The following is a 19,405-nucleotide window of genomic DNA, read 5'->3' as shown; positions in this document are numbered from 1 at the left end:
ATCGGATCCCCTACCGATCGGCTTCCGTCATGACCGAACTCTCCCTCCGGCGCATGCGACCCGGACGTGCCGCGCTGCGCGCTCTCGTCGTCCTGCTCGCGGTCGTCGCCGTCCTGATCGGCGCGGCGTTCGCGACGACGGCGATCTTGCACATCCCCGCGCCGCCGACGCTGCTGCGGCTGCTGACCGATCCGCCGTCGACGCAGGGCGCGCTGTTCGAGAGCCGGACGGTGGCCGCCTCCCCTGTCCCGCGTCCCCTGCCGAGGGCGCCGCGGCCGCTGCCCGGCCAGGTGCCGTGGAAGGGCTCGGCTGTGTCGATCGCCGAGTTCCTCGACACCACGCACACCAATTCGTTCCTCGTGTTGCGCGGCGGCGCCCTGACCCACGAGTGGTACCGCGACGGCATCACGGCGACCACCCGGCAGTCCTCCTGGTCGGTGGTGAAGTCCATCGTGTCGCTGCTGACCGGCCGAGCCGTCGCCGCGGGGAAACTCGCCGAGGACGACCGCCTGGTGCGGATCCTGCCCGAGCTGGCCACCGGCGGCGCGTACGACGCCGTTACCATCCGCGACCTGCTCGACATGGCCTCCGGCGTCGACGTCGCGGAGAACTACAACAAGTACCTGCCGCTGACCGGCACCGCCCGCATGTACCTCACCGAGGACCTCGACGGATTCGTCCGCGCGCACCGCGGCCTGCGCTTCCCGCCGGGCAGCGCGGGCGAGTACCGCAGCGTGGACACCCAATTGCTGGGCATGGCGCTGGCACGGGTCGAGGGCCTGCCGCTGGCCCAACTGCTGGAGCGCGACATTTGGGCGCCGATCGGCGCCGAGGACGAGGCGCTGTGGAATCTGGATCGCGCAGGCGGCCAGGAAAAGGGTTTCTGCTGCCTGAACGCGACCGCCCGCGACTTCGCCAAGATCGGCGAACTGGTGCTGGACGGCGGACGGGTCGGCGAGGCGCAGATCGTGCCGCCGGCCTGGATCGATCGCATCCGCACCCCGGCCCCGCACCGGGTGGGCGAGTGGGCTTACGGCGCGCAATGGTGGCATCCGACCGGTGGCGACAGCGCGGACCTCACCGCCGTCGGCGTCTACGGCCAGTACGTCTACGTCGACCCGCCCAGCGGCACCGTCATCGTCAAACTCAGCGATCACGGCACCACCCAGGACGAGCAGGACACCATCGAGGTGTTCCGGGCGATCGCACGCGGCTGAGACGGCCGCGAAATACCGCGGGCACGGGCGGCGTTGGCAGTGGAGATCGCCACTGTGGAGGAGACCCATGATCGACGTCCCGCTGTCCGTACTGGATCTGGCGCCGGTGCAGTCCGGCCGCACCGTCGGCGAGGGGCTGGAGGCGACCACCGAATTGGCCAGGCGCACCGAGGCGTTGGGGTATCACCGGTTCTGGGTGGCCGAACACCACAACATGCCCGGCATCGCCAGCTCGGCGCCGAGCGTGCTGCTGGCGCATCTGGCGGCCGCCACCTCGACCATCCGGGTCGGCTCCGGCGGGGTGATGCTGCCCAATCACGCGCCGCTGGTGGTCGCCGAGCAGTTCGGCACCCTGCACGCGCTGCATCCCGGACGGATCGACCTGGGCATCGGGCGCGCGCCGGGCACCGACCAAGCGACCGCCCGCGCGCTGCGGCGGACCGCGGAAGGACTCTCGGCGGAATCGTTCCCTCAGGAACTCGCCGCCCTGCTGGGCTATTTCCGCGGCAGCGATCCCGGCGGCATCGCCGCGACGCCGGGCCGCGGCGAGGAGCCGGACATCTGGCTGCTCGGCTCGAGCGGCTACAGCGCCCAGGTCGCCGCGGTGCTCGGGCTGCCGTTCGCGTTCGCCCACCACATCAGCCCCGACAACACCGAGCCCGCGCTCGCGCTCTACCGCGAGCACTTCCGGCCTTCGCCGCGCCTGGAGCGTCCGCACGCGATGGTGGCGGTCGCGGCGATCTGCGCGGACACCGACGAGCGCGCCGAGGTCCTCGCCAGGCCGCGTGACCTGGCCTTTCTGAACCTGGTGCGCGGCACGCCGCAGGCGCTGGCCACCCCGGAGGAGGCGGCCGCGTTCCGTCCGTCGGAGCAGGAGCGCGCGTTCATCCGCCAGCGCCGCGCCGGGCAGTTGCTCGGCTCACCGGAAACGGTGCGCGCGCAGCTCGCGGACCTGCTCGAGCGCACCCGGGCCGACGAACTGATGATCAACACGCTGGTGTACGACATCGACGACCGTGCCCGATCGTTCGAACTGCTCACCGAGAAGGTCGCGGCCTGAGACGGCGGGATCAATGCAAGCGGAAGCCGTGGTTGGTCAGCGATTCGCGCAGCCGATGCCGACCGTTGAGCGCTGCCGCCGAGGCCAGCCGGGCCAGGACACGTTCGGTCCAGGAATGCGAGAGTTGTTGCTCGGCATAGAATTCGGCGATCCGGGTCTCGTACGCGGCCACATGCGCCCGCTGTGCGTCCAGATCGTAGGTCTCCCGGTGCAGGACGGCGTCCTGCGGCAGGCGCGGCTTCACCCGCGCGTCCTCGGCGGGGTCGGGGTGGCCGACCACCACACCGAACACGGCGAAGACCTGTGGCGGCAGGCCGAGTTCGGCGGCGACTTCTTCCGGCTTGTTGCGCAACGCGCCGATGTAGACGGTGCCGAGCCCGAGCGATTCCGCCGCCACGACCGCGTTCTGCGCCGCGAGCGCGGCGTCGATGAAGCCGACATAACTCGATTCGAGGTAGTCCGCGCCCTCCAGCGGCGCGCTCCGGTCGTCGGCGAGCTGGCGCAGGCGCGCGAAGTCGGCCGTCCAGACCAGCAGCACCGGTGCCTGCACGATGTGGGCCTGATCGCCCGCGAGCGCGGCCAAGCGGGCTTTGCGCTGCGGGTCGCGCACCGCGATGACGCTCCAGACCTGCAGGTTCGACGAGGTGGGCGCGGATTGCGCCGCCGAGATGAGCACGCGCAGGGTCGCGTCGGGCACCGGGTCGGCCAGATAGCGGCGCACCGAGCGATGCTCGTGCAGCACCTGCAGGACCTGGTTCCACTGGGCGGGTTCGACCGGTCGCGGGTCGCGGTAGCGCTGTTGCACGGCGTGGGTCGGTGTCGGCACGGACTGCGTCATGGGCCTCATCCTTTCGCCCGCCCGGCGCGCCGTCAGCGGTTGGCCGCAGGCTGAGCCGAACACAGGTAGGGTAAGTAAGGCAATCCTAATAATATTTATCGGAGGTTTCCCTTGGCACGTCCTCGCACCACCTTCACGGTGCAGCGCACCGAATGGCTCACGCCGCATCTGATCCGGGTGCACCTCGGTGGTCCCGGCTTCGCCGCGTTCCGGCCCAGCGAGTTCACCGACTCCTACGTGAAGTTCATCTTTTCGCAGGAGGGTAACGAGGTGCTGCGCACCTACACCGTCCGTTCGGTCGACCCCGTCGCCGGGGAGATCGCGGTGGATTTCGTCTATCACGGAGCGGAGGGCATCGCGGGACCGTGGGCGGCCACGGTCGAGCCCGGCGCGACCATCGACGCGTACGGTCCCGGCGGCGCCTACTCGCCGCGCCCGGATGCCGATTGGCATCTGCTGGCCGGTGACGAGGCGGCGCTGCCCGCCATCGCCGCCGCGCTCGAGGCTCTGCCCGCCGACGCGACCGGGCTGGCGTTCGTGGAGGTCGCCGGTCCGGACGACGAACTGCCGGTGAAGAAACCCGACGGCATCGAGCTGACTTGGCTGCACCGGGGCGTTCGGTCCCCGGGCGAGGTGCTCGCCGAGACCGTCCGCTCCGCGCCGTGGTCGCCGGGGCAGGTCCAAGTGTTCATTCACGGGGAAGCCGACGCGGTCATGAAAGATCTGCGCCGCTACATCCGTAAGGATCGCGGTGTCTCCGCCGAGTGGGCGGCATCGATCTCCGGATACTGGCGTCGCGGCCGCACCGAAGAAGGCTTCCGGCAATGGAAGGCCGAACTGCGGGCGACCGAGGAGGCCAACGCCTGAACCGTCAATCGCCCCACCCGCTCATCGCCACGATCGCGTCCCAGGTGAGCGTCGGGTATTCAGGGTGACGCTGCTGCAGGATGGCGCCGGCCAGGCTCGCGGGCGGCGCCTTCCGCGGGTTCGCCGCGGCTTGGGCTTCGATCGCCGCACCGAGCGCGCGGCTGCCGCCCAGCCGCGGATAGGCGGTGTGCACCAAGTCGGCGAAGCCGGGCGGCAGGTCGGTCGGCGCGCCGCCCACATCGACGCCGATCCCGTCCACGGCGATCCAGGTCTCCGGCGGCCTGCGGCGGCGCCAGACCGGCGAGTCGGTGTAGCCCGCGGTGTGCGCGGCGATAGCGTCCCAGATCGTGTCCACCCTGGCGTCGGTGACGCCGTTGTCCTCGAGGAAGCGCGCGGCGCGGTCGGCGCCGTCGATCTCGAACTTCTGGTCGCCGGTCGCGCCGTCAGTCAGACCGAGGTCGTGCAGCGCGCAGATGAGGTACATCGTCTCCTCGTCGTAGTCGGAGCCGGGCCGCAGACCGTGCCGCTCGGCGACCGCACGTCCGAAGAGGAACCCCCGCATGCTGTGGTTGCGCAGCATGGGCGAGAGTTCGACGGTGATGAGTTCGTCCGCCTTGCCGGTCAACGATGTTTGCGGGTGGTGCAGCGAAAAGACTTGTGCCTGAGCGCTTTTCGAGGCGACGGCGAATACACTCGCGGCAATCCCCGCGCTGAGCGCGGCACGACGAGACAGCGACATGGTCGAACTCCTGGTGAGTGGGACAGGTGTGATCAGCACGCGGGCGCGCGGAAGCGCCTGCGGTAGTCGCTCGGCGAGACGCCGAGCAGTTCGAGAAAGGTCCGCCGCATCGTCTCCTCGGAGCCGAAGCCGCTGCGGCGGGCGATGACCGACATCGGCTCGTCGCCGGACTCGAGCAGTGCTTGCGCCGCTTCCAGCCGTGCCTGTTTGACGTAACGTCCCGGCGTCATGCCGATCTCCTGCCGGAATACGCGACTGAAGTGGCGTTCGCTCAGCGCGGCACGGGCGGCCATGGCCGCCGAGCTGTGATCGGCGCACAGGTCGGCGATCACCGCGTCCACGGCGTGCCGCAGGCCCGCGGTGCGCGGCGCCGGAATGCTCGTGCGCACGCTGAACTGGGACTGGCCGCCGGGCCGGTGCAGGAACACGACGAGATGTTTGGCCAGCGAGCGCGCGAGCTCCGCGCCGTGCTCCTCTTCCACCAGTGCCAAGGCCATGTCGATGCCCGCGGTGACCCCGGCGGAGGTGATGATCGGGCCGTCGCGCAGATAGATGGCGTCGGCCTCGACGCGGATGCTCGGAAAGCGTTCAGCCAGAGCCGAACACGCCAGCCAATGCGTGGTGGCGCGCCGCCCGTCCAGCAAACCGGCCTCGGCCAGCACGAACGCGCCGGTGCATACCGAGGCCACCCGCCGCGCCGCGCGGCCGGCCACGCGCACCGCTTCCACGAGTTCGCCGGACACGCGATCCTCCGGGGGATAGCCGGGCACCACGAGTGTGTCCACCGTTGCGCTCAGCTCGCTCAGCGCCCCGTCGACGCCCAGGGGCACACCGACGTCGGTGCGGACCGGGGCGCCGTCGGGCGAGGCGAATCGAATGCGGCGCCCGGCCCAGTGCAGCACCTGCACGGGCCCGGCGACGTCGAGCATCAGCACCCCGTCCGACACCGCCACCACGACGTCACCGCTTGCCCGCATGCACCTAGTCTCGAGCCGGCGCGACGAGTACACAAGGACGCCTTCCCCACAGATCCGGCCATGCGCGGCGAGGGCGCTCTCGGCGCCTAGGTGAGGAGACCGACGATGGTGGCGGACAGGAAGCTGACCAACGTAGCGCCGTAGAGCAGGCGAAGGCCGTTGCGGGCGATGACCGTTCCTTGTTTCTCGCTGAGGCTGCGGACCGCGCCGGTCACGATGGCGATGGTGGAGAAATTGGCGAACGAAACCAGATAGGTGGACACGATCGCGACGGTGCGGTCGGACAGTCCGCCGTGTTGCCTATTCAACTCCTGCATGGCGACCACTTCGTTGGACACCAGCTTGGTGCCCATGAATCGGCCCGCGGCCGCCGCCTCGTCCCACGGGATGCCGGTGAGCCAGGCCCCGGGCGCGAAGACGTGTCCCATCACATCCTGGAACGTGGTGCCGTGGAACAACGCGGCGAAGATCCCATTGATCATGGCCAGCAGAGCGATGAATCCGATCAGCATGGCCGCGACGGTGAAAGCGACCTTGAAGCCGACCAAGATGTACTCGGTGAGCATCTCGAAGAACGATTGCCGCTTGCGGCTGTCGGCGATCTCCGCGCCGAGCAGCCTGGCGTCGTCGGCGGCGGTGACCGCGTAGGGGTTGATCAACGAACACACCACGAAGGCGCCCAGCATGTTCAGCATGATGGCCGCGACCACGTACTTCGGATCGATGAGCTGCATGTAGGCGCCGAGGATGCCCGCCGAGACCGTCGACATCGCCGAGGCCGCCAGGGTGTACATCCGCTGGGACGGGATGTCGTCGAGCATGGCGCGCAGCGAGATGAACACCTCGGACTGACCGAGGATGGCGGAGGCGACCGCGTTGAACGATTCGATCTTGCCGAAGCCGCTCACCCACGCCAGCAGCAGGCCGAGATACTTGATGATCCATGGCAGCACCCGCAGGTGTTGCAGGATGCCGATCAAGGCGGAGACGAGCACGATCGGCATCAGCACCGCGAAGAGGAAGGCGGGCCCTCCGCTGCCGACTTCGGGCAGGTCGCCGAACACGAACGCCGTCCCCTGGGCGGCGTAGCCGAGGATATGGTCGAAGGTGTCGCTGATCGCCCGGATCACGGTGCGCCCGATCCCCGTCTTCAGCAGCAGGAAACCGAGCGCCACCTGCAGGATGAGCAAGATGCCTATGCGCGGCAGCCGGCCGGCGGCGGCGCGGCGGTCGGTACTGGGCAACCATGCCAGCAGCAGAAAGCACGCCAGCCCGACGAGCCCGATCAGATAGTGCACGCGCACCCCGGCTGCGGCGGCGTGCATCGGCTTGTGGGAGCAACTCTCATGTCGGTCTATGGTGCGTTGTCTCCACAGTTGAGAAGATCGACGACGGCTGCGGAACTCAGGTAGCCAGGCGTTCATGCCGCTCGCCGGTCTCGAGCGGGACGAGGAGACCGCCCGCGTCATCACGCTCGTGGTGCTGTTCGTCCAGGCCGTGTCGGCCATCGCCTCGATGCGCATCGTCAGCGTCTTCGAATCCTGAAGTTCGAACACTGCGCGGGAGACGATGCGGCCGACGCCGCGCCGCCCGGAAGCGTCCTGACTCCCGGGCGGCGCGCAGCGATGCCGAGCACGGTCACTGGCGCGGCGCGCGCAACGCTTCTTCGACGAACTGCGTGGTGTAGGTCCTCGACAGGTCGATGCGATCGCGCACGGGACGCACATTCCTCGAGTACTTGCCGAGGATGTCCAGCACGTTCTGCGCGCCTTCGGGTTTCATCAGGCCGTCGCCGTTGAACATGCCGATGGAGTCGCGGATCGACTGGACGTAGAGGTCCTTGCCCGCGCTCGCGTACTGCGGCGGCATCTTCGCGGCGATCTCCTCGGGCGTGTGCGTCCGGATCCACTGCAACGTCTGCACGAACGCGGCGGCGAGTTTGCCCACGATCTCCGGGTGGGCGTCGATCGTCGCGCAACTCATGTACAGCGACGTCGCCGGATACAGCCCGCCGAGCGCGGCGCGGGTGCCTGCCTCGGTGCGCAGGTCGACCAGGATCCGCGCATCGCCGGAGTTCACCATCTGCGCCACGGTCGGGTCGGTGGTCATGCCCGCGTCGATGCCGTCGTGGTTCATGCCCGCGATGAACGTCTGTCCCGCACCGACTTTCACCCGGGTGTAGTCGGCGGTGCTCATGCCGACCTGGCCGGTGAGGGCCTGGGTGAGGAAGTCGGTGGAGGAACCGAGCGAGGTCACGCCCAGTTTGCGGCCGCGCAGATCGGCGACCGAGGTGACGTCAGGGTCCGCCTTCGACACCAGTTCGACCTCACCGGGCACGTCGGACATCTGCACCACCGAACGGATGCACTGGTCCTTGGCCTGCAGGTCGATGGTGTGGTCGTAGAAACCGACCACGCCCTGCACGTCGCCGGTGAGCAACGCGGTCTCGGCGGTGGCGCCGGACTGCTCTCCGAGCAGTTTCACATCGATGTCGTTGCGCTCGAAGAAGCCGAGTTGCTGTGTGAGCATGGCAGGCAGGTAGATCACCTTTTCCAGCCCGCCCACCATGATGGTGATCTGCGGCCTGCCGTCGGCCATCGGAATGGTGCGGGAGTCCCGGCATCCGGTGGTCGTCAGCAGTGCCACGATCGCGACGGCGACGAGCGCCAGGTGCTTGCGATACCTCATGATCAGATCCCGTGGTTCGACGACGCTTGCGAGGGCCGCCACTTCAGCAACCGGTTCTCCGCCATGCCGATCCCCCATTCGGCGATCAGCGCGATCACGGTGATGACGATCATGCCCGCGTAGATGCCCGCCGAGTCGAACGTGCCTTGCGCGTTGCTGATCAACAGCCCCAAACCTTTACTCGCTCCCGCGTATTCGCCCACGACCGCGCCGATCAGCGCGAAGCCGAAGGCGGTGTGCAGGCTGGACAGGATCCAGGTGGTCGCGCTCGGCAGCACGATCGACACCAGCACCTGCCCACGGCTCGCACCGAGAATGCGAGCGTTGTCGATCACGTTGCCGTCCACCTCGCGTGCGCCGGTGAACGCGTTGAAGAACACCGCGAAGAACACCAGCACCACCACGGTCGCGACCTTGGAACTCAACCCGAGTCCGAACCAGATGATGAACAGCGAGGCCAGCACGATACGCGGCACGGCGTTGAGCGCCTTGATGAACGGCGCGAGCACTTCGGCCCAGTACCGGCTGCGCCCGAGCAGCACGCCCAGCACGACGCCGGCCACCGTGCCGATCACGAAGCCGAGCACGGCCTCCTGCACGGTGGTGTAGATCTGCAGCCAGATGGAGCCGAATTGGGTTCCCTCCCTGAACCATTCGACCAGCCGAGCCCAGATCAGCGACGGCTTGGAGTAGAAGAACGGGTCGATCCAGACCGTGGCGGTGAGTTCCCACGCGCCCAGCCACAGCGCCACCAGAGCAGCGCGCAGGCCCCAGGTGCGGATGCGGGCCCGCCGGGCGGTGGTGCGCACTCTGGCCAGGATCTGCTCTTCGGTCTCGGTCTCCACCACGGGCGCGGCGGCGTCGGGCACCAGCACGTCATGCGACACGGGAGGCTCCCTTCGCGCGCGCCGCCTCGACCTGATCGCGCAGCGTCTCCCAGATCTCCTGATATATGTCGCGGAACTCGGCGGTCAACCGAACTTCCTCGACACTGCGCGGCCGCGCCAAGCCGACGGGGAAGTCCCCGCAGACGGTGGCCGGGCTCGCGGTCATGACGACCACCCGGTCGGCGAGCACGATCGCCTCCTCCAGATCGTGGGTGACGAAGATGACCGCCGCGTCGGTACCCGCCCAGACCCGCAGCAGTTCGTCCTGCATGAGCTGGCGGGTCTGCACGTCCAGCGCGCTGAACGGCTCGTCCATCAGCAGGATCTGCGGCTCGTTGACCAACGTCTGCGCCAGGGCCACGCGCTTGCGCATGCCGCCGGACAGCTGGTGGGGGTAGTACTTCTCGAACCCGGCCAGACCGACCTTGCGCACCCACCCCGACGCCTTCGCGCGCGCCTCGGCTTTCGACGCGCCGCGCAAGCGCGGGCCGAGCGCCACGTTGTCCAGCACGTTCTTCCACGGCAGTACGGCGTCCTGCTGGAACATGTAGCCGATGCCGTCCGGGATGCCGTCGACATCCTTCCCGCGCACCAGCGTCCGCCCGGCCGACGCCGGTTCCAGGCCGGACACCAGCGACAACGTGGTCGACTTGCCGCATCCGGTGGGGCCGACGACGGCGACGAATTCGCCGGGGGCCACGGTGAGGTTCAGATTGCGCACGGCGGTGTGGATGCCGCCGCCGGTGCCGGGGAAGCGCTTGGTCGCGCTCCGCAGCTCGATGAGTGATTGCGTCATTGCTTCCTACTCCTGCGAGGTCGGGTAGGGCGAACGTACGTGGCGCCGGTCACACGCCGGAGCTTGTGCGCACAACGGCCACAAACGCGGGATTCGCAGGTTTTGCGCATTCTGCTCATGCACCGTGCGCGGTGGTCTGCGCCTATGCTGCGGCCATGGCCACTGAGGGCGCGCGGGCCGTGCGGTTGCGAACCCAGGTTCTGCTGTCGCAGATCCTGGTCGTCGCGCTGACGCTCGGTGTGGCGTTCGCGGTGTTCGGCTACCTCAGCGACCAGCGGCTGCGCGACGCCTACGGCCAGCGGGCGCTGGCCGTCGCGCGCACCGTCGCGGCCGACCCGGTGGTGCGCGCCGAGGTGGCCAGGTATGCGCCCGGTGCGGTCGCCGACGATCCCGGCGTGCGCCGCGACCTCGCCGCGGGTCCCCTGGAACGGCTCGCGGTCGACGCGACACAGCGCAACGGCGCGCTGTTCGTCGTGATCACCGACGACGCGGGCATCCGCCTCGCGCACCCGGACGCCGGACGGCTCGCCGAGCACGTCAGCACCGATCCGTCCGAGGCGCTGGCGGGACGCGAATCGATCACCGAAGAGCGCGGCACGCTCGGCGACTCCGTGCGCGCGAAAGTCCCGGTGCTCGCGCCCGACGCCGACCGTGTGGTCGGCGCGGTGAGCGTCGGCATCGCCACCGACGCGGTGCACGAGCAACTGCTCGGCGATCTGCGCACCGCGGGCGGGCTGGTTGCGGTGGCGCTCGCGGTCGGCATCGCCGGATCGATCCTGCTCGCCCGCCGGTGGCGCGGGCTGACGCTGGGGCTGGAACCGGACGAACTGGCCGAACTGGTGCGCGGCCAGGCGGCGGTGCTGCACGGCATCGGCGGCGGCGTGCTCGCCGTCGATGCCTCGGGGCGCACGACGTTCGTCAACGACGAGGCGCGCCGGTTGCTCGGCATCGCCACGGACATCGGTCGCCCGGTGGACGAGATCGGCCTGACGCCCCGGGTGCTGGAAGTATTGCGCGAACCCGACCAACCGCCCGCCTCGGCGACGGTCGGCGCGAACATTGTCATCGTCTCGGCGCGCCGGGTCAGCCGCGACGGGCACGATCTCGGCGCGGTGCTCACGGTGCGCGACCGCACCGACGTGGAATCGCTGACCCGGCAGCTGGACGCGGTGCAGTCGATGAGCACGGTGCTGCGCGCGCAGCGCCACGAGTTCTCCAACAAGATGCACCTGGTCAGCGGACTGCTGCACAGCGGGCGCGTCGAGGAGGCGGCGCGCTCGGTCGACGAGCTGGTCGGGGCGGGCCCCCTCGGTCCGGCGACGCCGGGCATCGACGCCATTCACGACCCGTACCTGCAAGCCTTCCTGGCCGCCAAGGCCGCGCACGCCAGGGAGAACGGGGTCGAACTCGCGCTCGGGCCCCACACCTGGGTCGAGGGTGACCTCGCCGATCCGGTGGACGTGACCACCGTGCTCGGCAACCTGCTGGACAATGCCATGGAGGCCGTCCGCGACCGGGACCGGCCGGTGCGGCAGGTGGAAGTCGAGTTGGTGCAGGAGGATTCGACACTGCACATCACCGTCGCCGATAGCGGCGACGGCGTCGCCCCCGACTTGGTGGACACCTTGTTCGCCGAAGGGGTCTCGACCCGCGACGATCGCGGTGTCCCCGGCGGGCGCGGGCTCGGCTTGGCCTTGATCCGCCAGATCGCCCGTGCCCATGGCGGCGACGTGCGCCTGTCGAATCCCGGCGGCGGCCGGCCGCCGCTCACCGGCGCGGAGTTCATCGCCCGCATCCCGGGGGTGCTCGTGGAAAGCGAGGTGTCGTGGCCACGCCGACCCTGACCGTCCTGGTCGTCGACGACGACTTCCGGGTGGCGAACCTGCACGCCGGAATCGTGCAGGCCATCCCTGGTTTCACGGTGGCGGGTACCGCCAACACCCTCGCGGCCGCGCGGGATCTCGTCGCGTCCGCGCCGATCGACTTGGCCCTGGTGGACGTCTACCTTCCCGATGGATCCGGCATCGACTTCGTCCGCGAGATTCGCTGCGACGCGATGATGCTCACCGCGTCGACGGAGAGCGACGCCGTGCGAGCCGCCGTCGCGGCGGGTGCGCTGGCCTATCTCGTCAAGCCGTTCCCGCACACCGAACTGGCCGCCCGGCTGGCCGCCTATGCCCGCTACCGGCGCATTCTCGCGGTGCCGCAGGTCGACAACGCCCGGGTGTCCGCGGCGCTGCACGCGCTGCGTCCTGCGGTCACCGCGAGCCCGGCGGCGACGGTGTCCTCCCCGACCAAAGAGGCTGTCCTGCAAGCGATCGTCGAGGCGGGTGCACCTCTGTCCGCGGGCGAGGTGGCGGGCGCCATCGGTGTGTCGCGGGCCACCGCCCAGCGCTACCTGGCCGGGCTCGTGGCGAGCGGCACGGTGCGCATGAGTCTGCGCTACGGCGCCACGGGACGCCCGGAACAGGAGTACTCCGCCACCTCGCAACAGTGAGCAGGTGGCGGGACCGCGCTCGACGTCAAGCGGCCCCGGCGAGCCGGCCCTTCCGACCGCGCTCGCCGGTATGCGCCTGTCAGGCCGACCCTTCCGCGCCCGCCAGTGTGCGGCACTCGCGAGACGCCTTCCCCGACCACGCTCGGCAGTGTGCGCACCGGCGGACTGCTCCTGCCACGCCCAGCGAAACGCACCCCCAGGGGCTGCCCCGACCGCGCCCAGGGAAACGCACTCCCCCGGGCTGTCCCAACCACGCCTGGCAGTGCGCGCCCCGGCGGACTGCTCCTTTCCCGCCCAGCAATACGCACTCCCCCGGGCTGTCCCAACCAGGCCCGGCGATGCGCAGTCCCCAGCGGGCTGCTCCTCGCACGCCCAGCGTCAGCGGGCTGACCATGCCGCGCCCGGCGGCACGCGGTCCCGCCGGGGGCTGACTATTCCAGCTGCGCGGGTGCGGGCGTGGACCACTGCGAACGTGGCGACGCCTGCCGCGGTCGCCGGGCGGTAGCGTCGGGGCATGAGCATCGTCGAGGTCGCCGTTCTCGGTTACGGCCTGGCCGGGTCGGTTTTCCACGCGCCGCTGATCGCCGCCGAGCCTCGGATGCGGGTCGCGGCCGTGGTCACCTCCTCGGAAGAACGCGCGGCCCAGGCGCGCGCCGAACATCCCGGCGTGCGCGTGGTGCCGCGAGCCGAGGACCTGTTCGCCGCGCCGGACGCCATCGACCTGGTCGTGATCGCGACGCCGAACCGCACGCACGCGCCGTTGGCCCGTCAGGCAGTGGCGGCCGGGCTGCCGGTGGTGGTCGACAAGCCGTTCGCGGTCGCGGTGGACGACGCCGAGGACCTCGTCGGTCGCGCGGAGCGCGCCGGGCTGGCGCTTTCGGTCTTCCAGAACCGCCGCTGGGACGGCGACTTCCGGACCGTACGGGACCTGATCGAGACCGGGAGACTCGGGCGGGTACGGCGTTTCGAGTCGCGGTTCGAACGGTGGCGTCCGGTGCCGAAGGGCGGCTGGCGGGAGACCGGCACCGACGAGGAAGGCGCGGGCATCCTGCTCGACCTCGGCAGCCACCTGGTGGACCAAGCCGTCACCCTGTTCGGCCCGGTGGCCTCGGTGTACTGCGAACTGGACCGGCGGCGTGCTGGGATCACCACCGACGACGACGCGTTCGTCGCGCTCACCCACACCGGCGGTGTCCGCTCCCATCTGTGGATGAGCGCCGTCGCGCCGCAGCTCGGTCCGCGCTTCCGCGTGCTCGGGTCGGAAGCCGGGTACGTCACCTACGGGCTGGACCCGCAGGAGGACGCGCTCCGGTCCGGCCGCCGTCCGGGCGATTCAACTTGGGGCGCCGTCGATGCCGACCGCTGGGGCACGCTGGGCGCGGAACCCGGTTTCGCCCCCGTTCCGACCCTGCCCGGCGCGTATCCCGAGTTCTACGCGGCGATGGCCGCGGCGCTGCTCGACGGCGCGCCCGTGCCGGTCGACCCGCGCGAGGCCGTCACCACCCTGCGCCTGCTGACGAAAGCGCGAGAATCAGCGGCCCGCGGTGTGACCGTCGCCGCCTGACCGGGTCTGGCCACCTCCCCCGCGACTCGATAACGTCGGAGCGCGGGATCGGCCGGTCCGGCCGCTCGGCGGAGAGGAGACCCGAATGGGTGCAACGGTTTTCGCGGTACTGCTGCCGCTGGCGCTGGCTTTGGTGATGTTCGGGCTCGGATTGACCCTGACCACCGATGATTTCGCCCGCGTACTGCGGTATCCGAAAGCCGCGGTGATCGCGCTGGCCTGCCAGATGGTCGTGCTTCCCGCGCTGTGCCTCGGCCTGGTCTATCTGTTCGGCTTGGAAGGCGCGCTGGCCGCGGGCATGCTGCTGCTCGCCGCGTCCCCGGGCGGAGCGTCGGCGAACCTGTTCAGTCACATCGCCGGAGGCAACGTGGCGTTGAACATCACGCTCACCGCGATCAATTCGGTGCTGGCCGTGTTCACCATGCCCGTGGTGGTGGCGCTGTCGTACGCCTTGTTTCTGGACGGTGCGGGTTCGGTCGGACTGCGGCCGGAGAAATTCGCTCAGGTATTCGCGATCGTGCTCGTGCCCGTCGCGATCGGCATGGTGGTGCACCGGCGGTTCGCGGAGTGGTCGCGCCGGATGCGCGGCGCGGTGAAGATCCTCTCCGTGGTAGTGCTGGCGCTGGTGGTCGCGGCCGGGGTCGGCTCAAACCTGGACACGCTGTCGGAGCACATCGGCGAACTGTCCGCGATCTGCCTGTCCTTCGCCGTGATCAGCCTCGCGGTCGGCTATTTCGTGCCCCGAGTGTTGCGCGTGGAAGCCGATCAGGCGATCGCCTCGGCCATGGAGATCGGCGTGCACAACGCCGCGCTCGCGATCGCGGTCGCCGCGTCGGTGCTGGACAACGAGACCATGGCCGTGCCGGGCGCGGTGTACGGGGTCCTGATGAACATCCCGGCGGCGATCGCGGCATATCTGCTGGCCAGGCGGGCGCGGCGGGAGCAACCCGAGGTCGAGCCGAGCGTCGCGGGTTAGCGGGGCAGCGACCTGTGCGGACAGGGCCGCGGCCGATGAGTAGCCTCTCCGAGGTTCGACCTGATTCGAAGGGAGCCAGCTGCGCGATGCAACCGCTCGGCACGAACGATCCGGCCCGGATCGGGGACTACCGTCTGCTCGGCGTGCTCGGTGCGGGCGGCATGGGCCGGGTCTACCTCGGCCGGAACGCGGGCGGGCGCACCGTCGCGGTCAAGGTCATCCGGCCCGACATGATCGATGCCGAGTTCCGGCAGCGCTTCCGGCGCGAGGTCGCCGCGGCGCGCCGGGTCGGCGGACAGTTCACCGCGCCGGTCCTCGACGCCGACGTGGATGCCGATCCGCCGTGGCTGGCCACCGGGTACGTGGCCGGATTCGCGCTGTCCGACGCGGTCGACCGGTACGGGCCGCTCACCGAGAACGCGCTGCTCGTGCTGGCGCACGGACTGATCGAGGCGGTGACCGCGGTCCACCGGGCCGGGGTGGTGCATCGCGACCTCAAACCGTCCAATGTCCTGCTGGCGCTGGACGGCCCGAAGGTGATCGATTTCGGCATCGCCCGCGCCGCCGACGACAGCAAGCTCACCACCACCGGAAAAGTCATCGGCTCCCCGGGGTTCATGTGCCCGGAGCAGGTGACCGGCGATCCGGTGGGCCCGCAGGCGGACGTCTTCGCTCTCGGCGGCGTCCTCGTGTTCGCCGCGACGGGCCACGGACCGTTCGGCGTGGGCGAGACGATGCAGATCCTGTGGCGGGTGATGTACGAGGAGCCGCAGCTCGACGACGTGCCCGAACGGCTGCGACCGCTGGTGGCGGCCTGCCTGACCAAGGACGCCGCCGCACGTCCGACCCCCGACCAGCTGCTCACCCAGCTCACCGCTCTGGGCATCCCCGAGCGTGCCGGTTGGCTGCCCGCCCCGGTGCTCGAGGAGGTCAGCCGCCGCGCGGTGGAGCTGCTGAACCTGGATTCCGGCGCGTTCGACCACGTGACCCGGTCCGCACCGGCCGATTCGGCGCGCACCGCCGACACGATGGTCGTCCCCGCCGCGCATCCGAACACCTACAGCGACCCGGGGCGATCGGTGCCCACACAGATGCAGTACCTCGGCTCGCCGCACGCCTCTCCCCCGTTCATGGGACACCAGACCTACCCGCCCGCGCAGCAGAGTTCGCCCCGGTTCGGCGCAGTCGCCGATCCACCTCCGACGCGCCGCACCGGCCGCGCCCTGCTCATCGCGGGCGCGCTGGTCGTCGCCGTCGCCGTCGCCGTCGCGGCGTTCGTGGTCGGCGCGCAGCTACGCGACGACGAATCGAACCGTTCGATCGCCCAGACCACCCGAACCGCCAGCGCTCCTTCGACGACGACTACCGCCACGCAGGCCGGTGACGCGAATGCGACCACCAGCAGTCCCTCCGGCACAAGTATTCCGAAGGCGTTTGTCGGCGAGTGGAAAGGCGTGGCCCGTGACGTGCTCGCGTCCTTCGACATCGTGCTGACCATCAGAGACGGCACGGTCGGCGAAGAAGTCGCGCAGTCGTCGAACACCGGCAAACTGAAGGGCGAGCGCTGTGAGCGCACGGAGACGCTCACCGGCGCCACCGAGACCGAGCTGTCCTTCGTCGCGCGCCTCTCCGGCGGCTCGCCCACCTGCTTCGACAACGGCTCCACGTCGACGGTCAGATTGCAACCGGACGGCTCGGTGGCCTACAGCCTTTCCGGCATTCTCGGCAACATCGAAGGGGTGCTGCACAAGAGCTGAGGACCGGACGCCACCGTCGCGCCGGGTGCCGTGCACGGGAACGCACGCCCGAGCGCGGGCGGCGGCGGGCGGTTAAGGTGCGGCGGTGGACAGAGCGGAATTCTTCGAGCGCGGCGCCTCCATCGCCGATCGTCTGACGACGACGCAAGCGCAACCGCCGTGGTGGCTGGTGGTGGCGGCCGCCGTGGTGGCGCTCGCGCTGGTGGGTTACACCCCCATCTGGCGACTGACCCGCAATATCGTCACCATCGCGCACGAAGGCGGGCACGCCCTGGTCGCGTTGCTGACCGGCCGGAAGCTCAACAGCATCCGCTTGCACTCGGACACCTCGGGTCTCACGGTGTCGAGCGGAAAACCGTACGGGCTCGGGATGATTCTCACCACGATGGCAGGCTATCCGGCCCCGCCGCTGCTCGGGCTCGGTTTCGCCGCGCTGCTGGGCGCGAGCCGGATCACCCTGATGCTGTGGACCGCGATCGCCCTGCTCGCCGCGCTGTTGATCAAGATCAGGAATGTCTACGGCGGCATCACCGTACTCGGGCTGGGAGCGGTGGTCTTCGTCGTATCCTGGTTCGGCACGGACACGCTACAAGCGGGTTTCGCGTATCTGGGGGCCTGGTTCCTGCTGTTCGCCGGGGCTCGTCCGGTGCTCGAACTGCAGCGCAGCCGTTCCCGGCAGCAACGTGCCCGCTATCACGAGGTCGATTCCGACGCCGACCAACTCGCCCGGCTCACCCGGCTGCCCGGCCTGCTCTGGGTTTTCGTGTTCGGCGCCGTCGCGGTGGGTTCGCTGCTGCTCGGCGCGTGGCTGCTCGTCTCCGCCATCGCCGAGGTCTGCCTGCCGGGCGCGCCGTCCGGCTCCTGCTTCGAAGCACGCTGACCGCCGCGCCGCGGGGTCGGCTCGGCTAGGCTTCGGTGCCGACCTGTGCCATCGCCTCACCCGCGGCCGCGGCGCATCGCCGAGCTCACCCCTATCGGCCGTCCCGACACCAGATCGCGATTCATCTTCGGAGCCAGCATGGCGAACCTCCTCGCGCGCACATCCAATGCCTCTGTCCGGCACGCCTTTTCGACACTGACGTCGGCCGTCGCAGTGCTAGTCGCCACAATAGCTTTCTGCCCTATCGCCTTCGCCGCACCGGTCGGCACGGCTTGCGGCACACCGTTGACTCCAGCCGAAACGGCCACGATCACGAACCTGTCCGACACCGGGACATTGACCGGTTCCGCGCTGGCACAGCTCGAGCAGGCAGTCGAGCGGCACCGGCGGATCACCGAGATCCTGGTCGCTCACCGTGACCTGCGCGGTGTGTTCGCCCTCGGACTCGACGCGGTCGAGCAAGCCGCCGTCCTACCGCTGCAACGCGACCCCGCGTCGTTCGACGACCCGGAATGGGCGCACCGGATCAGTCTCGAGCTGCTCTCGCGCTTCCTGCACACGGTGCACGCCGAATTCACCGGGGCGTCCGCCGACCCGCACTGGGCGCACTACTTCGCGCTGACCCGCCTTTGCGATCTGTCCCCCGCGCGCGTCGCGATGGCCGGTTACAACGCCCATCTGACCGTCGACCTGTCCTATTCGGTCGCCGCGGTAGGCAGCACCACCGCCAACGCGCGCGACTATTACCGCATCGTCGACGCGATCGCCCGGCACGGCGCGCTGATCGTCGAGGCGACCAAAGCCGTCTACGGCGGCGACCTGGGGCCGCTGTGGCGCTTCTACTTCGTCGGCGAGGGCTTGGACCTGCTGCTGGGCCGCGGCGTGGCGACCGGTCCGTTGCTCCGGCTGGCCGACGCGGGCGCCAATGTCGTCATCTTCGCGAACGGCTTGGGGCTGCAGGATCCGGCCGCGGCGTCCGCCGTCGCCGCCGAGATCGATGCGCTCTGGCGCGGAATCGATCCGGCTTTCCAAGCCCTTTCGGACGTCGGCGCGCTCTAGCGAACATCTACCGGACGCAGCGTCACCTGTGCAGCGCTGCCACCGCTTGCCGGATCACCTCCTGGGGCGGTCGTGTCGCGTCGACGGTGCGACCGCACTCGTCGGCATCCAGCGGCTCCAGGGTGGCCAGCTGTGAAGCGAGCAGCTCCGGCGGCATGAAATGCCCTCGGCGCGCGGCCACGCGACGCTGGAGTTCGCCGGGAGGCACGTCGAGATGCAGGAAGAACGCGTGGGGAGCGGACGCGCGCAGCCGGTCGCGATAGACCCGTTTGAGCGCGGAGCAGGCGACGACGCCGCCCCGTCCGGATCGCTCGGCCAGCCACGCTGCCAGGGCGTCGAGCCAGGGTTCCCGGTCGGCGTCGTCCAACGGGATGCCCGCCGCCATCTTCGCGACGTTCGCGGGCGAGTGGAAATCGTCGCCTTCGGCGTACTCGACCCCCAGCGCCTCGGCCAAGGCGGTGCCGACCGTCGTCTTTCCCGAACCCGAGACGCCCATCACGACGATCACCGTTACTTCGTGCACTCGAACCTCTTCCCGTACGGCGGCGGATCAGTTGTGCGCGCGGACTTGTCCCCGGCAACAACCTACGCGCGGCCACTTCG

The 19,405-nt window shown here is 69.9% G+C and carries 19 protein-coding genes; 11 read left to right on the top strand and 8 right to left on the bottom strand.

The window, feature by feature from the left end:
- The first annotated feature begins 29 nt into the window (after positions 1 to 29).
- Positions 30 to 1,217, top strand: coding sequence for a serine hydrolase domain-containing protein (locus tag GVY64_RS08080; RefSeq protein WP_236566691.1), 1,188 nt, complete (start codon positions 30 to 32; stop codon positions 1,215 to 1,217).
- A 67-nt stretch (positions 1,218 to 1,284) separates the two neighbouring features.
- Complete coding sequence (locus GVY64_RS08075; RefSeq protein WP_159839950.1) at positions 1,285 to 2,277, top strand: LLM class flavin-dependent oxidoreductase; 993 nt, start codon at positions 1,285 to 1,287, stop codon at positions 2,275 to 2,277.
- Positions 2,278 to 2,287: 10 nt separating this feature from the next.
- Here GVY64_RS08075 and GVY64_RS08070 read toward each other — a convergent pair whose 3' ends face one another.
- Entirely contained in the window at positions 2,288 to 3,115 is an 828-nt protein-coding gene (locus GVY64_RS08070; RefSeq protein WP_159839949.1) for an NADPH-dependent oxidoreductase, read from the bottom strand.
- A 111-nt stretch (positions 3,116 to 3,226) separates the two neighbouring features.
- Here GVY64_RS08070 and GVY64_RS08065 point away from each other — a divergent pair, with 111 nt between their 5' ends.
- Positions 3,227 to 3,982, top strand: coding sequence for a siderophore-interacting protein (locus GVY64_RS08065; protein WP_159839948.1), 756 nt, complete (start codon positions 3,227 to 3,229; stop codon positions 3,980 to 3,982).
- Positions 3,983 to 3,986: 4 nt separating this feature from the next.
- On the opposite strand, the gene GVY64_RS08060 is transcribed toward GVY64_RS08065, so the two are convergent.
- From GVY64_RS08060 to GVY64_RS08050, 3 genes are all read right to left on the bottom strand, one after another.
- Positions 3,987 to 4,721: an HD domain-containing protein gene (locus GVY64_RS08060; RefSeq protein WP_159839947.1), complete on the bottom strand. Its 735-nt coding sequence runs from the start codon at positions 4,719 to 4,721 to the stop codon at positions 3,987 to 3,989.
- Between the two features lie 32 nt (positions 4,722 to 4,753).
- A complete protein-coding gene (locus GVY64_RS08055) occupies positions 4,754 to 5,698 on the bottom strand; it encodes a GlxA family transcriptional regulator (RefSeq protein WP_159839946.1) in 945 nt (314 codons plus the stop codon).
- An 86-nt stretch (positions 5,699 to 5,784) separates the two neighbouring features.
- Positions 5,785 to 7,023: a NupC/NupG family nucleoside CNT transporter gene (locus GVY64_RS08050; RefSeq protein WP_442939546.1), complete on the bottom strand. Its 1,239-nt coding sequence runs from the start codon at positions 7,021 to 7,023 to the stop codon at positions 5,785 to 5,787.
- Between the two features lie 97 nt (positions 7,024 to 7,120).
- Here GVY64_RS08050 and GVY64_RS38650 point away from each other — a divergent pair, with 97 nt between their 5' ends.
- The gene (locus GVY64_RS38650) at positions 7,121 to 7,243 is read left to right on the top strand and encodes a hypothetical protein (protein WP_268895598.1); all 123 of its coding nucleotides are present in this window, start codon (positions 7,121 to 7,123) and stop codon (positions 7,241 to 7,243) included.
- Between the two features lie 93 nt (positions 7,244 to 7,336).
- On the opposite strand, the gene GVY64_RS08045 is transcribed toward GVY64_RS38650, so the two are convergent.
- From GVY64_RS08045 to GVY64_RS08035, 3 genes are read right to left on the bottom strand one after another with little or no spacing between them, the layout of a single operon-like run.
- Positions 7,337 to 8,386: an ABC transporter substrate-binding protein gene (locus GVY64_RS08045; RefSeq protein ID WP_236566690.1), complete on the bottom strand. Its 1,050-nt coding sequence runs from the start codon at positions 8,384 to 8,386 to the stop codon at positions 7,337 to 7,339.
- Between the two features lie 2 nt (positions 8,387 to 8,388).
- Positions 8,389 to 9,273: an ABC transporter permease gene (locus GVY64_RS08040; RefSeq protein ID WP_159839945.1), complete on the bottom strand. Its 885-nt coding sequence runs from the start codon at positions 9,271 to 9,273 to the stop codon at positions 8,389 to 8,391.
- Complete coding sequence (locus GVY64_RS08035) at positions 9,263 to 10,069, bottom strand: ABC transporter ATP-binding protein (protein WP_159839944.1); 807 nt, start codon at positions 10,067 to 10,069, stop codon at positions 9,263 to 9,265. Before GVY64_RS08035 ends, GVY64_RS08040 begins: the two co-directional genes overlap by 11 nt.
- A gap of 155 nt (positions 10,070 to 10,224) precedes the next feature.
- Here GVY64_RS08035 and GVY64_RS08030 point away from each other — a divergent pair, with 155 nt between their 5' ends.
- From GVY64_RS08030 to GVY64_RS08000, 7 genes are all read left to right on the top strand, one after another.
- On the top strand, positions 10,225 to 11,913 hold the full coding sequence (locus tag GVY64_RS08030) for an ATP-binding protein (protein ID WP_201297937.1): 1,689 nt from the start codon (positions 10,225 to 10,227) through the stop codon (positions 11,911 to 11,913).
- A complete protein-coding gene (locus tag GVY64_RS08025) occupies positions 11,895 to 12,566 on the top strand; it encodes a response regulator transcription factor (protein WP_236566689.1) in 672 nt (223 codons plus the stop codon). The genes GVY64_RS08030 and GVY64_RS08025 overlap by 19 nt, the downstream gene beginning before the upstream one ends.
- Before the next feature lie 514 nt (positions 12,567 to 13,080).
- Complete coding sequence (locus tag GVY64_RS08020; RefSeq protein WP_159839943.1) at positions 13,081 to 14,130, top strand: Gfo/Idh/MocA family protein; 1,050 nt, start codon at positions 13,081 to 13,083, stop codon at positions 14,128 to 14,130.
- A gap of 85 nt (positions 14,131 to 14,215) precedes the next feature.
- Positions 14,216 to 15,106 (top strand): bile acid:sodium symporter family protein, encoded by an 891-nt coding sequence (locus GVY64_RS08015; RefSeq protein WP_159839942.1) that lies wholly within the window; start codon positions 14,216 to 14,218, stop codon positions 15,104 to 15,106.
- Positions 15,107 to 15,192: 86 nt separating this feature from the next.
- On the top strand, positions 15,193 to 16,863 hold the full coding sequence (locus GVY64_RS08010) for a serine/threonine-protein kinase (RefSeq protein WP_159839941.1): 1,671 nt from the start codon (positions 15,193 to 15,195) through the stop codon (positions 16,861 to 16,863).
- An 85-nt stretch (positions 16,864 to 16,948) separates the two neighbouring features.
- On the top strand, positions 16,949 to 17,743 hold the full coding sequence (locus GVY64_RS08005; RefSeq protein WP_159839940.1) for a M50 family metallopeptidase: 795 nt from the start codon (positions 16,949 to 16,951) through the stop codon (positions 17,741 to 17,743).
- A 285-nt stretch (positions 17,744 to 18,028) separates the two neighbouring features.
- Positions 18,029 to 18,802: a DUF5995 family protein gene (locus GVY64_RS08000; RefSeq protein ID WP_236566688.1), complete on the top strand. Its 774-nt coding sequence runs from the start codon at positions 18,029 to 18,031 to the stop codon at positions 18,800 to 18,802.
- A gap of 22 nt (positions 18,803 to 18,824) precedes the next feature.
- On the opposite strand, the gene GVY64_RS07995 is transcribed toward GVY64_RS08000, so the two are convergent.
- Positions 18,825 to 19,298, bottom strand: coding sequence for a gluconokinase (locus tag GVY64_RS07995; protein ID WP_159840066.1), 474 nt, complete (start codon positions 19,296 to 19,298; stop codon positions 18,825 to 18,827).
- Between the last annotated feature and the right edge of the window lie 107 nt (positions 19,299 to 19,405).

It is taken from the genome of Nocardia sp. CY41 (assembly GCF_009829325.1).
Classification (GTDB): domain Bacteria; phylum Actinomycetota; class Actinomycetes; order Mycobacteriales; family Mycobacteriaceae; genus Nocardia.
The sequence above is the reverse complement of the archived record's forward strand: the minus strand, read 5'-3'. Positions and strand labels throughout refer to the sequence as shown.